Annotated in this window: 13 protein-coding genes; 8 read left to right on the forward strand and 5 right to left on the reverse strand. The window is 65.7% G+C overall.

What is annotated here, in order from left to right:
- Positions 1-35: 35 nt before the first annotated feature.
- The 5 genes from mtgA to mpl form a co-directional block, all read right to left on the reverse strand.
- The gene (mtgA, locus tag L0U83_RS11965; RefSeq protein WP_233882916.1) at positions 36-809 is read right to left on the reverse strand and encodes a monofunctional biosynthetic peptidoglycan transglycosylase; all 774 of its coding nucleotides are present in this window, start codon (positions 807-809) and stop codon (positions 36-38) included.
- A gap of 36 nt (positions 810-845) precedes the next feature.
- The gene (aroE, locus tag L0U83_RS11970; RefSeq protein WP_233882917.1) at positions 846-1736 is read right to left on the reverse strand and encodes a shikimate dehydrogenase; all 891 of its coding nucleotides are present in this window, start codon (positions 1734-1736) and stop codon (positions 846-848) included.
- Positions 1733-3859 carry a ribonuclease catalytic domain-containing protein gene (locus L0U83_RS11975; protein WP_233882918.1) on the reverse strand — a complete coding sequence of 709 codons (2127 nt, stop codon included), beginning with the start codon at positions 3857-3859 and terminating at the stop codon, positions 1733-1735. Before L0U83_RS11975 ends, aroE begins: the two co-directional genes overlap by 4 nt.
- 80 nt (positions 3860-3939) lie before the next feature.
- Entirely contained in the window at positions 3940-4515 is a 576-nt protein-coding gene (locus L0U83_RS11980; protein WP_233882919.1) for a YqiA/YcfP family alpha/beta fold hydrolase, read from the reverse strand.
- Complete coding sequence (gene mpl, locus L0U83_RS11985; protein ID WP_233882920.1) at positions 4512-5903, reverse strand: UDP-N-acetylmuramate:L-alanyl-gamma-D-glutamyl-meso-diaminopimelate ligase; 1392 nt, start codon at positions 5901-5903, stop codon at positions 4512-4514. The genes L0U83_RS11980 and mpl overlap by 4 nt, the downstream gene beginning before the upstream one ends.
- Before the next feature lie 246 nt (positions 5904-6149).
- Between mpl and L0U83_RS11990 the strand changes: the two genes are divergently transcribed.
- From L0U83_RS11990 to tpx, 8 genes are all read left to right on the forward strand, one after another.
- Positions 6150-6794, forward strand: a complete 645-nt coding sequence (locus L0U83_RS11990) for a UDP-N-acetylmuramate--alanine ligase (RefSeq protein WP_233882921.1) — start codon at positions 6150-6152, stop codon at positions 6792-6794.
- 11 nt (positions 6795-6805) lie between these two features.
- Positions 6806-7372: a TlpA family protein disulfide reductase gene (locus tag L0U83_RS11995; protein WP_233882922.1), complete on the forward strand. Its 567-nt coding sequence runs from the start codon at positions 6806-6808 to the stop codon at positions 7370-7372.
- Positions 7373-7566: 194 nt separating this feature from the next.
- On the forward strand, positions 7567-8022 hold the full coding sequence (aroQ, locus tag L0U83_RS12000) for a type II 3-dehydroquinate dehydratase (protein WP_233882923.1): 456 nt from the start codon (positions 7567-7569) through the stop codon (positions 8020-8022).
- A gap of 97 nt (positions 8023-8119) precedes the next feature.
- Positions 8120-8587 carry an acetyl-CoA carboxylase biotin carboxyl carrier protein gene (accB, locus tag L0U83_RS12005; RefSeq protein ID WP_233882924.1) on the forward strand — a complete coding sequence of 156 codons (468 nt, stop codon included), beginning with the start codon at positions 8120-8122 and terminating at the stop codon, positions 8585-8587.
- Between the two features lie 148 nt (positions 8588-8735).
- A complete protein-coding gene (accC, locus tag L0U83_RS12010; protein ID WP_233882925.1) occupies positions 8736-10103 on the forward strand; it encodes an acetyl-CoA carboxylase biotin carboxylase subunit in 1368 nt (455 codons plus the stop codon).
- A 3-nt stretch (positions 10104-10106) separates the two neighbouring features.
- Positions 10107-11003, forward strand: coding sequence for a 50S ribosomal protein L11 methyltransferase (prmA, locus tag L0U83_RS12015; RefSeq protein WP_233882926.1), 897 nt, complete (start codon positions 10107-10109; stop codon positions 11001-11003).
- 136 nt (positions 11004-11139) lie between these two features.
- A complete protein-coding gene (locus L0U83_RS12020; RefSeq protein WP_233882927.1) occupies positions 11140-12546 on the forward strand; it encodes a zinc-ribbon and DUF3426 domain-containing protein in 1407 nt (468 codons plus the stop codon).
- Between the two features lie 106 nt (positions 12547-12652).
- Positions 12653-13153, forward strand: a complete 501-nt coding sequence (gene tpx, locus L0U83_RS12025; RefSeq protein ID WP_233882928.1) for a thiol peroxidase — start codon at positions 12653-12655, stop codon at positions 13151-13153.
- Positions 13154-13211: the final 58 nt, after the last annotated feature.

The following is a 13211-nucleotide window of genomic DNA, read 5'->3' on the forward strand; positions in this document are numbered from 1 at the left end:
AAACGGCGCGTTTTTCATTGGCGTATCAGTGGATCTCAATGCGGCAACTCAGCCGCCCCCATGCGCCGCGCAATCACTGCCGTGCGCTGCGCGAGATACGCCGAGTTGCGATGCTCATCGAAGTACTTGGGACGCGGCAGCATCACCGCGAGCCGCGCCGACTGCCACGGCGTGAGCTTCGCTGCCGTCGTGCGGTAGTAGTAGCGCGCGGCGGCTTGCGCGCCGTACACGCCATTGCCCCACTCCACCGAATTCAGATAGATCTCGAAGATGCGCTCCTTATCGAGCAGCGTCTGCAGCATCCACGTGATGATGAACTCCTGGCCCTTGCGTATGTAGCTTTGCTCGCGCGAGAGGAACAGGTTGCGCGCGAGTTGCTGCGTGATGGTCGAGCCGCCGCGCACGATACGGCCGCGCTTCTTGTTCTTTTCCCACGCCTGGAGGATGGCGTCGGTTTCGTAGCCGTTGTTGTTGACGAAGTTCGCGTCCTCGGACGCGATGATCGCGCGCTTCAAGTTGCGCGAGATCTGGTCATACGGCACCCACTCATGCTGGATCGAAAGATCGGGCCGGTCGGAGGAAAGACGCGCGGCGTCGCTGCGCATGAACGCCGTAGTTTGCGGATCGACGAAGTTCCAGAGCGCGATTTGCGCGAAGTAGAAGAACTGCGTGCCGATCCACGCAATCGCGAACACGGAGACGATCCAGACGAGCCACTGCCGCGCGCCGGGGCGTTTTCGCGACTGCGCGCGCCGCCCGCTGCCGCTCGCGAGCGCCGCGGCTTGCGCACCGATGGCTTGCCTGCGCATGGCGTCGTCTCCGTTTTGTACGAGAGGCGCTGGGCGTTACGCGGCCTGCGCGGCCAACTGCGCGCGCAACGCCGCCAGCACCGGTGCGCCTTCGGGCCGTACGCCGCGCCACACGAAAAACGACTCGGCGGCCTGCTCGACGAGCATGCCGAGGCCGTCGGCCGCGCGTGCACCGAGTCCCTGCGCGTGGCGCATGAACACGGTGGGCTGCGCGCCGTACATCATGTCGTAGGCGAGCGTGCCTGTACCGAACGCGCGCTCGTCGCACTCGGGCAAGGCTGCGTCGAGACTGCCCGCCGTCGCGTTCACGATCACGTCGTAGGGCTTGAGATCGAGCGGGTCGCGATAGACCGATTGCGGGCCTCCGCCGAACAGCCGACAGCCGAACTCGCCCGCTGCGCCTGCGAACTGCTCGATGAGCGCGTGCGCCTTGGGCGCCGTGCGGTTCACGATGGTGATCTCGCGCGGACGGCGCTCGAGCATCGGCAGCACGACGCCGCGCGCCGCGCCGCCCGCGCCGAGCAGCAGCACGCGTGCGCCTGCGAGCGATACACCGAGGTTCACCTCGATGTCGCGCACGAGGCCGAAGCCGTCGGTGTTGTCGCCGAAGATGCCGTCTGCGTCGAAGCGCAGCGTGTTCACGGCACCCGCCGCCGCCGCACGCGGCGAGAGCTTGTGCGCAAGCGCGTGAGCTTCCAGCTTGAACGGCACGGTCACGTTCAGACCGCGGCCGCCCGCCGCGTGAAATGCCTGCACGTGCTCGACGAAACCATCGAGCGGCGCGAGCAGGCGGTCGTATTCGACGCGCTCCCCCGTTTGCAGCGCAAACTGCGCGTGGATGTACGGCGACTTGCTGTGCGCCACCGGGTTGCCGACGACGGCGTAGCGGTCGCCGTGCGCAACGGTCTTCGACTCGCTGACGCTCATTCGCGCGGCTCCGTAGCGTGTTGCTCGCTCGATTGTTCTTCTGCCGCGGGCGCATCGCTTGCCGCCTCGCCTTCGGCTTCGCCCGCTTCCGCGACGGCTTCCGCCTCGCTTTGCGCCGATTCGTCGGCGGCTTCGATCAGCTCTTCGTCTTCGCCCGAATCCTCTTCCGCCTGATCGCCGCTCGTCACGACGGGCGCATCGAGCACGCGCAGCATGCGCACCGAAGCCTCGATGGTCAGTTCGTCGATCGACAGCACGTCCATCATCAGGCGAGTACCGCGTGCGTGCACGCCAAGCGCGGGCACGTGCATGAGCAGCGGCACTTCTTCAAAGCGCACGAGGTCGTCCTTCACCACACTCGCCGGGAATTCGCGGCGCGGCTCACGGCCGCCCTCACCGCGCATTTCCTGCTGCAGCCAGCGCAGGCACCAGAAGTACTCCATGCGGCGCTGATGGTCGGCGTAGGCGGTGTAGGTCTCGTCGAAGCCCTGCACGACGGCGAACAGATCGGCGTCCTTGGGCTTGAATGGCGCGACGAGCTTGGCGGCCACGCCATGCTCCACGCACGCGAGCAACTGCCACTGGTTCACGAGGTCCACATAGCGGCGCAGCGGCGAGGTGCTCCACGCATACTGCGCGACGCCGAGACCTTCGTGCGGCGCGGCGTTGGTCTGCATGCGCGTGCGCTTGGGTCCGCTCGGCGCGCCGAACGCACGCTGCGAGCGATAGATGCCCGGTACGCCATGATCGTGCAGGAAGGCGCCCCACGTCGAGTTCGCGAGAATCGCCAGCTCCGCGACGATCATGTCGAGCGGCGAGCCACGGCGGCGCGGCGAGATGGTCACATGCTCGCCTTCCACGTAGAAGTTGAAGTCGGTGTTGCGCTGGACTTCGCGGCGCAGGCCATAACCCGCGCGCGCCTGCTGGCGCTTCTCGAAGAGCGCCTGCGCGAACGGCCACAGCACGGCGATGTCGTCCTTGTGCGGATACTCGCCCGTGCCCGCCGCGAGCGTCTCTTCGGTGACGACCTCGTCGAGCGTGTTGTGACGCAGATTGTTCTTCACGAACACGCGCTCGGCGCGCGTTTCGGTCGCGACGATCTCCTGCGTCTCGCGGTTCACGATGCAGTAGAGCGAAAGCGCCGGGCGCAGACCGCCTTCCTTGAGCGTGAAGGCGTCGACGAAATCGTCGGGCAGCATGGTGATCTTGTCGCCGGGCATGTAGACCGTCGACAGGCGCGTGCGCGCGATCGTATCCGCCGTGTCGCCGCGCTGGATGCCGAGCGCCGGTGCCGCGATGTGAATGCCGATGCGCACGCGGCCGTCGGCCAGATGCTCGATGGAAAACGCGTCGTCGATTTCGGTCGTCGTGACGTCGTCGATCGAGAAGGCCTGCACGTGCTCGGCGGCGTCGGGCAGATCCTCGGGCAGCGTGCCCACTTCAACGGGCGGGAAGCCCGTGCCGTGCGGGAAGAAGTCCGCGAGGAAGCGCGCTTCGTGCAGCGCGCGCGGCGAAGCGATGCCGCCGCATTCGAGCATGAGGCGCGGCATCGAAATGCCGCGCGCGGCAGCCGCCGCTTCGAGCGCCTTGTATTCGATGGAATTCTTGTCGGGCTTCGTGAGGAGTCCAAGCGCCTTGCCCTTGAACGCCTCGGGCAGTCCGCCCGCCTTCAGCTCCTCTTCGTAGCCGGCCTGAACCAGCGCCTGCTGACGCTTGCGCTCGAGCGAGGCCAGCGCCATCTTGAGTTGCTCTTCGGGCGCGCGCTGATACTGGCCGCGCCCCTTGCGGCGGAAATACACGGGCGAACCATGCAGGCGCAGCACGAGCGCGGCGCGCTCGACAGGGCCGTACGTTTGGCCGTAGTACTCGGTCGCAAGCGCCGTGTACGCGAATTCCTCTGCGGGCGCGCACTCCCAGAGGAAGTCGAGATCGATCTCCTGGGCAGCGGCGTCCGCCTGCTCCAGCAGTTCGCTCGCTGCCGGCTTCTCGAACTCGATCAGGACGTCTTTCGCGCGCACCTTGGCGCGCCGCCCACCGGGCAGCTCGACCTGGAACGCATCGCCCTGACGCGACAGCACGCTGCCGGCCTTGAAACTGCCCGATTCCTCAAAGAAAACGTTCACTCAATACTCTCGTTCAGACTTGCTTCGACCGCCGGCGCGGCGCGCGGGCGGTGCTGTATACATATAGGCGTTCGCACGCATCAAGCGGCGTCGCAGAAACGGATCACTTCGTCGACGTAATCTGCGAACTCGCTGATGCCATGATCGCTGCCTTCGATCAGGTGTGTGGGCACACCCGGATAATGCGCGAGCATCTCGCGGTAATCGAGCACTTCGTCGCCGGTCGCGGCCATCAAATAGTAGCGCGCGGGCTGCGTCACGCGGGCGACGGCCAGCGCACGCAGCTCTTCCAGATGGCGCGGTTCGACGACGATGCTGCCGCCGCCGTGCCAGAGCGGCTGCTCGCCGAGATACTTCGACAGATCGCGATCGGGCACCACGGCGGGGTTCAGCAGCGCAGCGCGCCAGCCGTGCTTTTCCGCGAGATGCGTGGCGAAGTAGCCGCCAAGCGAACTGCCGATGAGCGTGACGCGCTCGCCCGGCTTCAACTGCGCGCGGATCTCCTGCTCGGCGAGTGCAATCGCCTCCTCCGGCGAAACCGGCAGTGTCGGGCACAGCCATTCGCCTCTGCGGCCAAGTTCGGCCATGCGCGCCGCCAGCAGGCGCGCCTTGAACGACTGGGGCGACGAGCGAAAGCCGTGCAGATAGACGATCACGCCGCGCTCCGTGCCGAGAGCGCATCGAGCAGCTTCTGATGCACACCGCCGAAGCCGCCGTTGCTCATCACGAGCACCTGGTCGCCGGGGCGCGAGGCCGCGACGACCGCCTTCACGAGCGCTTCGAGATCGTGGAACGCGCGGGCCTTCCCACCCAGCGGCGCGAGCGCGCCAGCGAGATCCCAGCCGAGCGCGTCCTTGCCGTTCGGCGCGCCGTAGCCGAACACGAGGTCGGCGTCGGCGAGACTGGCGGGCAACTGCGCTTTCATGACACCGAGCTTCATCGTGTTCGAGCGTGGCTCAAGCACGGCGAGGATACGCGTATTTTCGTGGCCTACGCGTGTGCGCAGGCCGGCGATCGTCGTTTCGATGGCCGTGGGATGGTGCGCGAAATCGTCGTAGACGGTCACGCCGTCCACGCTCCCTCGCACTTCCATGCGGCGCTTTACGTTGCGGAACGTGGCAAGCGAGGCGGCAGCCTGCGCGGGCGGCACGCCCACGCTGCGCGCGGCGGCAATCGCCGCGAGCGCGTTCAGGCGGTTGTGTTCGCCCTGGATCTGCCAGTCCACCACGCCCACCCGTTCACTGTTGTGATACACGGCGAAGCGCTCGTCCACGGCGACGCCGTCTTCCGCCGGCAGCGCCTGCCAGCCGCCATCCACGCCGAAGCGCTCCACATCGCTCCACACGCCGCGCGTGAGCACGCGCTCGAGCGCGTCCGAACGGCCATTCGTTACGATGCGTCCGACGCCCGGAATCGTGCGCACGAGGTGATGGAACTGCGTTTCGATTGCGCCGAGATCGGGAAAGATGTCGGCGTGATCGAACTCGAGGTTGTTGAGCAGCGCCGTGCGCGGACGGTAATGGACGAACTTCGAGCGCTTGTCGAAGAACGCCGTGTCGTACTCATCGGCTTCGATGACGAAGAAGCTCGAATCGGTCAAGCGCGCCGACACACCGAAGTTCAGCGGCACACCGCCGATCAGGAAGCCGGGGTTCAGGCCCGCGTCTTCGAGCAGCCACGTGAGCATCGAGCTCGTCGTGGTCTTGCCGTGCGTGCCCGCCACCGCGAGCACCCACTTATCACGTAGCACATGCTCGCCGAGCCACTGCGGACCCGACGTGTACGGCAGGCCGCGATTGAGGATCTCCTCCATCAGCGGGTTGCCGCGCGTGACCACGTTGCCGATCACGTAGAGATCGGGATTCAGTTCGGTCTGGCTCGCGTCGTAACCCTCGATGAGGCGGATGCCCTGCGCTTCGAGCTGGGTGCTCATCGGCGGGTACACGCCGGCGTCGCAGCCGGTCACCGTGTGGCCCGCGCTGCGCGCGAGCACCGCGAGTCCGCCCATGAACGTGCCGCAGATGCCGAGGATATGGATGTGCATAAGCCTGTCGCGCCGCGCGGGCGTCGTGAACGCGTTGATCGAATTGATCGGGTTGAAGGATGCAGAAGCCGGAACGGCGGCAGTCCTGCGCCGCCGCAGCAAGACCGGTATTGTACCCGAGGCCCCGAGCCCTATTGGCTCGACCTCGGCCTCTCCACCGACTGAAAATCCCAAGGCGACCCCGGCGGCGGGTGCGCTCAATGGCCACCGCCGGGAACCCAGGGCGATCTCTAGTATCATTGAAGGATGGTTCGCAGATCACATTTCGATCCCCAGCGCGTGCGCGAGGAAATCGCCATCGCGGCAGCAAGGATGATCGCCGAGGACGGCCTCGACTACGCCACCGCCAAACGCAAGGCAGCCCGCCAGGTGGTTGGGGACACGCGTATCGAAGGCACCTGGCTGCCCGACAACGATCAGATCGAGGAAGAGATCCGTGAGTATCAGGCCCTCTTTCAGAGTGACAGCCAGCCCGCGGTGCTGCGCCGCCTGCGCGAAATCGCGCTCGAATGGATGCAGCGGCTCCAGCCGTTCAATCCGTTCCTGACCGGTGCGGTGCTCAACGGCACGGCGGGCGAGCACTCCGACATCCATCTGCAGATCTTTTGTGACAACGCGAAGGATGTCGCGATCTGGCTCCTGAATGCGAACGTGCAGTACGACGTTTCGGAAACCCGCCATTTTGCGGCGCGCGGCTTGGTGGAGACGCTCAGCTTCCTGTGGCGAGCGTCACGCGCCGAGGAGCCGGTGGGCATCCACGTTGCGCTCTACAATACGGACGACTTGCGCGGCGCGGTGCGCGCCGACGCGCGTGGCAGGCTGCCACGCGCCAATGCGCAGGCCCTCCAGGCGCTGATCAACGAAAGCGGCGCCACTTCTTCCACAACCTGAAAACGGCAGCGATGAACACGAAGCGGATTCTGGCCGGCGTGGCAGTGGCGGCAATCGCCGCAGGCGGCGGCATACTGGCTGGGCACTGGGCAACGAGCGGCAGCACCGGCGTGGCCGACGCTGCCTCGGTAAATGCGGCCCAGGCGAGCGGCAAGCAGAATGCGGTCGGCCAGCTCTGGTCGGCGGCGGTCACGAACCCGGATGGCAAGGCGCAATCGCTCGCCATCTACAAGGGCCGGCCGATCGTGGTCAACTTCTGGGCCTCGTGGTGCGGCCCGTGCGTCGAGGAAATGCCAGAGCTTTCCGCGCTCCAGCGTGAATACGCGAAGAAGGGCATTCAGTTCGTCGGCGTGGGCGTGGACTCGGCGACGAACATCAAGGCGTTCCTCAAAAAGGTACCGGTCGATTACCCGATCTACATTGCCGGCTTCGGCGGCGCGGACGTCGCGCGCGCGTTCGGCAACAATGCGGGCGGCTTACCTTACACGGTGGTAATCGACGCGAACGGCGCCGTTCGTGCGACAAAATTAGGACAAATCAAGCCGGACGAGCTTCGACGCACGCTCGACGCGCTTTGACGCAGTGGAACGTCTGACAAGATCTTAAGCGCCGTATTACTGCTTTTGCCGTGAAAATCCCGTCATTTGACTGAAGATCGGCCCAGACTCTCGCTGCAAGGCGTAGTCAGGGCCATATCCCCTTATCGGAAAACTAGACAAATTTCTCTAATCGGCGCTAAAGTTCGCGCAATTCCACGGAAAAAGAAGTGACCATGACGCGACTGCTGGTTCTGCACGGCCCCAACCTCAATCTTCTCGGCACCCGGGAACCGGAGGTGTATGGGCGCGTGACGCTGCCGCAGATCGATCAGGCGCTCTCGGACCGCGCGGCGGACGCCGGCGTCGAACTCGCGACCTTCCAGAGCAACCACGAAGGCGCGTTGGTCGACCGTATTCAGTCGGCCCGCACCGAGCAGACCGACTTCATCCTGATCAACCCTGCCGCGTACACGCACACGAGCGTCGCGATCAGGGATGCGCTGGCAGGCGTCGGCATTCCGTTCGTCGAGATTCACCTGTCGAACGTGCATCGCCGCGAGTCCTTCCGGCACCATTCGTATTTTTCCGACCAGGCCGAAGGTGTGATCTGTGGCCTCGGCTGGAAGGGTTATCTCTACGCGCTCGAATACGCACTCGACCGGCTCGCTGCTGCCCGGTCGGCGGCCTGATTCCCGCGCCGGATGACCGTCAATACCTGAACAACAACCCGTGTCGGGACGCGCGCGCCCCGGCACTTCACGTATTCAAAGCAAAAGGGGCTGCACCATGGATCTACGTAAGCTGAAGACTCTGATCGACCTCGTCTCCGAATCGGGCATCTCGGAGCTCGAAGTGACCGAGGGTGAAGGCAAGGTGCGCATCGTCAAGAACGCGCCGCCCGTTTACGTGCAGCAGGGTCCCGCGCAGTATGCAGCGCCGATGGCCGGCGCCCCGCTCGCCGCGCCCGCCCATGTCGGCGAAGCCGCCGCAGCGGCGCCCGCCGCGCCCGCCGTGCCGCAAGGCCACGTCGTGACCTCGCCGATGGTGGGCACGTTCTACCGCGCGCCGTCGCCGGGCGCCGACCCGTTCGTCCAGGTTGGCGACACGGTCAAGGAAGGCCAGACGCTTTGCATCATCGAAGCGATGAAGCTGCTCAACGAGATCGAGTCGGACGCAGCCGGCGTGGTCAAGGAAATCCTCGTCGAGAACGGCCAGGCAGTCGAATACGGCCAGCCGCTCTACGTGATCGCCTAAGCTTTTCTGCGCGCGGTGGCGGCCTTTTTTTTTCGGCCACGCCGCGTTTGTCGCGTTTGGCGCCCCATGATGGCGACGCACGCGACCGATCCTCTGAGGCGTTCGCACACATGACTTGCGACGCCCTTTGATGAGTCGAATACCCACCATGTTTGAAAAAATCCTCATTGCCAATCGTGGCGAAATCGCGCTCCGCATCCAGCGCGCGTGCCGCGAACTCGGCGTCAAGACGGTCGTCGTCTATTCGGAAGCCGACAAGGAAGCCAAGTACGTGAAGCTCGCCGACGAGGCGGTCTGCATCGGCCCGGCGCCTTCGAACCTGAGCTACCTGAACATGCCGGCGCTCATCAGCGCGGCCGAAGTCACCGACGCCGAAGCGATCCACCCCGGCTACGGCTTCCTCTCCGAGAACGCCGACTTCGCCGAACGTGTGGAGCAGTCGGGCTTCACGTTCATCGGCCCGCGCCCGGAAACGATCCGCATGATGGGCGACAAGGTCACGGCGAAGCAGACCATGATCAAGACCGGTGTGCCCTGCGTGCCGGGCTCCGAAGGCGCACTGCCCGACGATCCGAAAGAAATCGTGAAGATCGCGCGCGCGATCGGCTACCCCGTCATCATCAAGGCGGCGGGCGGCGGCGGCGGGCGCGGCATGCGCGTCGTGCATACGGAAGCGGCGCTCGTGAACGCGGTCAACATGACCCGCGAGGAAGCCGGCCGTGCGTTCGGCAACCCGCAGGTCTACATGGAGAAGTATCTCGAGAACCCGCGTCACATCGAGATCCAGATTCTCGCGGACTCGTTCAAGAACGCCGTGTGGCTCGGCGAGCGCGACTGCTCCATGCAGCGCCGCCACCAGAAGGTGATCGAGGAAGCGCCGGCGCCGGGTATCGCGCGCCGCCTGCTCGATCGCATCGGCGACCGTTGCGCCGACGCGTGCAAGAAGATGGGCTACCTCGGCGCGGGCACGTTCGAGTTCCTGTATGAGAACGGCGAGTTCTACTTCATCGAGATGAACACGCGGGTGCAGGTCGAGCACCCGGTCACCGAACTGATCACGGGCATCGACATCGTGCAGGAACAGATCCGCATAGCCGCGGGCGAGAAGCTCTCGTTCCGTCAGCGCGACATTCAGCTGAAGGGCCACGCGATCGAGTGCCGTATCAACGCGGAAGATCCGTTCAAGTTCACGCCGTCGCCGGGCCGTCTCACGTCGTGGCACATGCCGGGTGGTCCTGGCGTGCGCGTCGACTCGCATGCCTACAATGGCTATTTCGTGCCGCCGAACTATGATTCGATGATCGGCAAGCTGATCACCTACGGCACCACGCGCGAGCAGGCGATCCAGCGCATGCGTATCGCGCTCTCGGAAATGGTGGTCGAAGGCATTCAGACCAACATCCCGCTGCACCGCGAGCTGATGCTCGACGCGAAGTTCGTCGAGGGCGGCACGAGTATTCACTACCTCGAAAGCCGTCTGGCCGAACGTCAGGCAGTGAAGAAGGACGAAGCGTAATTCATGAGCTACCGGGAACTGATCGTCGAGCTGGATCGCAATCGCGCGGAGGCTCTGTCCGACGCGCTGATCGAGCTTGGCGCCCTCTCGGTGTCGGTGGAAGACGCCGACGCCGACACGCCCGATGAGCAACCGCTCTTCGGCGAACCGGGCCTCACGCCCGATCGCACCGCGTGGCAGCATTCACGCGTGATTGCACTGATCGGCGCCGATCAGGATCCCGCCGTGCTGCTCGCGGCCGCTTCGAACGAACTGGGTCTCACTGAAACGCCGAAGTTCTCGCTGCGCGAAGTCGAGGAGCAGGACTGGGTGCGTCTGACGCAATCGCAGTTCGACCCGATCCAGATCGGCCAGCGCATCTGGGTCGTGCCTTCGTGGCACGATGCCCCGGACCCGAACGCGCTCGTGCTCGAACTCGACCCGGGCCTCGCGTTCGGCACGGGCAGCCACCCCACCACGCGTTTGTGCATGGAATGGCTCGAACAGCACGTACAGCCCGGAAATTCGCTGCTCGACTACGGCTGCGGCTCGGGCATCCTCGCGATCCTCGCGAAGAAGTGCGGTGCGAATCCGGTGATCGGCATCGACATCGACCCGCAGGCGGTCGAGTCGGCGCGTCATAACAGCGAGCGCAACCGCGCGGAGGTCACGTACGGCCTGCCCGACGATTGCCCTGCCGGCGAGTTCGACATCGTCGTCGCCAACATTCTTTCGAATCCGCTCAAGCTGATGGCCTCGATGCTCTCCTCGCGCGTGAAGCCGGGCGGACGCATCGCACTTTCGGGCATCCTCGCGCGCCAGGCCGAGGAAGTCGCGCAGGTGTACGCGCAGTGGATCGACATCTCGGTCTGGCGCGAACACGAAGGCTGGGTCTGCCTCGCGGGCACGCGGCGCGCGTAAATCTCTTGCGTTCCGATCAGGCTCACGCGAGCCTGATCGCGCCCCAAGCGGCACGACCGAAGTCGTAGACCGCGGTGGATTGCCAGTAGAATGCGGATATCATCAATCCTCCGGTCTACCTAGATCCTCGGTCCACATGCTTCTGGCAACGCGCTGCCCCTTCTGTGAAACCGTATTCCGCATCCAGCCCACGCAGCTCGCCGTGCGACGCGGCCTCGTGCGTTGCGGACATTGTCAGGAAGCGTTCGATGCGTCGGGCAGTTTGTTCGAGATGCCCGAAGGCGGCGACTTCACGCGCGCTGTGCCCGTTGCCGCCGAAATCGCGGCCAGCCTGACCTCGACGCCATCGGAGCCAGCTTCACACTTTGGTGCGAAGTCCGCCTCACAGCACGATTCACTGTTCGCGCCGCAGTCCGCGTCACAACCCACTTCGCAGCAGCCTGGTGTTCAGCGCAGTCAGGCGACTCAGCCTGCAGCAGCAGTGCCGTCGCAGGAGCCCCCTCCGCAACTGAGCGCCACACCCAATTTCACGAATCGCACCTGGGACCCGTGGGCTCCGCCCCCGGACAGCCAGCTCGATCCGAGCCTGAAGTACAACGCTGACAAACTACCTGGGGCAAGCATTGCCCCGGGCGCCACGCCCGGTGTCACGCCCGGAGTCGAGTCGCGGATCATTTTCGACGACGAACCGACGCTTAGGCGCGCGCCGCACGATGCGCCGCACGCGCCAGCGGCACCAGCAGCACCCGCAGCAGCGCCAGCCGCCGCCACCGCTGCACCGGCGCAGCCGCCCCAGCAACCGGCAGCCACCGAGCCCTTCCCGCCCGCGTCGCGCTGGACGCGCAGCGAGCCGAACCTGGGCACGAGCGGCCCGACCGAGCCGACCTTTTCGGCCAACGAAGCATCGGCTGCGGCTCACATGAACGACCCAGAGCCCGCGCTCGGCCCTCGCACTGGCGAAGCCGCGCCCGAGCCCGCGTTCAGCGCGCTCTCGCCCAACGACGGCACATCGCCATTCGCTGTCACCCGCGAAGCGCCGGCCCGCCCGCGCGGCTCTCGCGGCCTCGTCTGGCGCATTCTCGGCACGCTCATTGCCATCTTGTTGCTCGCGCTGCTCGTCGTGCAGCTCGCGTGGTGGCAGCGCGAAACGGTGATGGTCTACTGGCCCGACTCGCAGCCGCTCTATCAGCAGGCATGCGAGCAGCTCGGCTGCCGCGTGCTGCCGCCGCGTGACATCGACGGCCTGTTGGTCGAGCCGTCCGATCTGCGCCAGGTCGACAACGAGCCGCATCACCTCGAACTGAAGGTGCCGCTGCGCAACCGCTTCAATGTGGCGCTCGCGTACCCCGCCATCGAGCTCTCGCTGCTCGACCGGCAGAACAACATCGTCGTGCGGCGCGTGCTGTGGCCGCAGGATTACGTCACGCCCGGCACGTCCATCGAAGCCGGTCTGCCCGCGCGCACTACGCAGACCATGATCGTGCGGCTCGACACGGGTGATGTGGTGGCGTCAAACTTCCGCATCGAAATTTTCTACCCCTGATTTTGCGTCTGTGCGCGGGCGCACTGGCGTGCCCCGCGCGTTTCCCGGCGTCCCGCTTCGCGCGGGCGCGTCATTCACCACAACATGCATTCCCGGAGAGCACATCATGAGTCAAGTCACGCTAGGCGGTAACCCGATCGACGTCGCCGGCACCTTCCCGAGCGTCGGCCAGAAGGCCCCGGCGTTCTCGCTCGTCGGCAAGGATCTGAAGCCGGTCTCGCTCGCCGATTTCGCCGGCAAGCGCAAGGTGCTGAACATCGTGCCGAGCCTCGACACGCCGACCTGCGCCACCTCCACGCGCAAGTTCAACGAAGCCGCGGCCGGACTGAGCAACACTGCTGTCGTCGTGATCTCGGGCGACCTGCCGTTCGCCGCGGCGCGCTTTTGCACGACCGAAGGCATCGCCAACGTCGTCACCGCCTCGACCTTCCGCGGCCATGACTTCGCGCAGGCCTACGGCGTGGACGTGACGAGCGGCCCGCTCACCGGCCTGACCGCGCGCGCCGTCGTCGTGCTCGACGAAAACGACAACGTCCTGCACGCCGAACGCGTGAGCGAAATCAAGAACGAACCGAACTACGACGCCGCACTCGCCGCGCTGAAGTAATCCGGCGGCGGCGCACACGCTCAGAGCCTGCATTCCAGACCGATTCGCAGGCCGGTGC

This window comes from Paraburkholderia flagellata (assembly GCF_021390645.1).
In the GTDB taxonomy this organism is placed as follows: domain Bacteria; phylum Pseudomonadota; class Gammaproteobacteria; order Burkholderiales; family Burkholderiaceae; genus Paraburkholderia; species Paraburkholderia flagellata.

Coding starts and splice junctions, on each gene's coding strand:
- mtgA (WP_233882916.1), bottom strand. CDS start 809: ATGCGCAGGCAAGCCATCGGTGCGCAAGCCGCGGCGCTCGCGAGCGGC.
- aroE (WP_233882917.1), bottom strand. CDS start 1,736: ATGAGCGTCAGCGAGTCGAAGACCGTTGCGCACGGCGACCGCTACGCC.
- mpl (WP_233882920.1), bottom strand. CDS start 5,903: ATGCACATCCATATCCTCGGCATCTGCGGCACGTTCATGGGCGGACTC.
- L0U83_RS11990 (WP_233882921.1), top strand. CDS start 6,150: ATGGTTCGCAGATCACATTTCGATCCCCAGCGCGTGCGCGAGGAAATC.
- L0U83_RS11995 (WP_233882922.1), top strand. CDS start 6,806: ATGAACACGAAGCGGATTCTGGCCGGCGTGGCAGTGGCGGCAATCGCC.
- aroQ (WP_233882923.1), top strand. CDS start 7,567: ATGACGCGACTGCTGGTTCTGCACGGCCCCAACCTCAATCTTCTCGGC.
- accB (WP_233882924.1), top strand. CDS start 8,120: ATGGATCTACGTAAGCTGAAGACTCTGATCGACCTCGTCTCCGAATCG.
- accC (WP_233882925.1), top strand. CDS start 8,736: ATGTTTGAAAAAATCCTCATTGCCAATCGTGGCGAAATCGCGCTCCGC.
- prmA (WP_233882926.1), top strand. CDS start 10,107: ATGAGCTACCGGGAACTGATCGTCGAGCTGGATCGCAATCGCGCGGAG.
- L0U83_RS12020 (WP_233882927.1), top strand. CDS start 11,140: ATGCTTCTGGCAACGCGCTGCCCCTTCTGTGAAACCGTATTCCGCATC.
- tpx (WP_233882928.1), top strand. CDS start 12,653: ATGAGTCAAGTCACGCTAGGCGGTAACCCGATCGACGTCGCCGGCACC.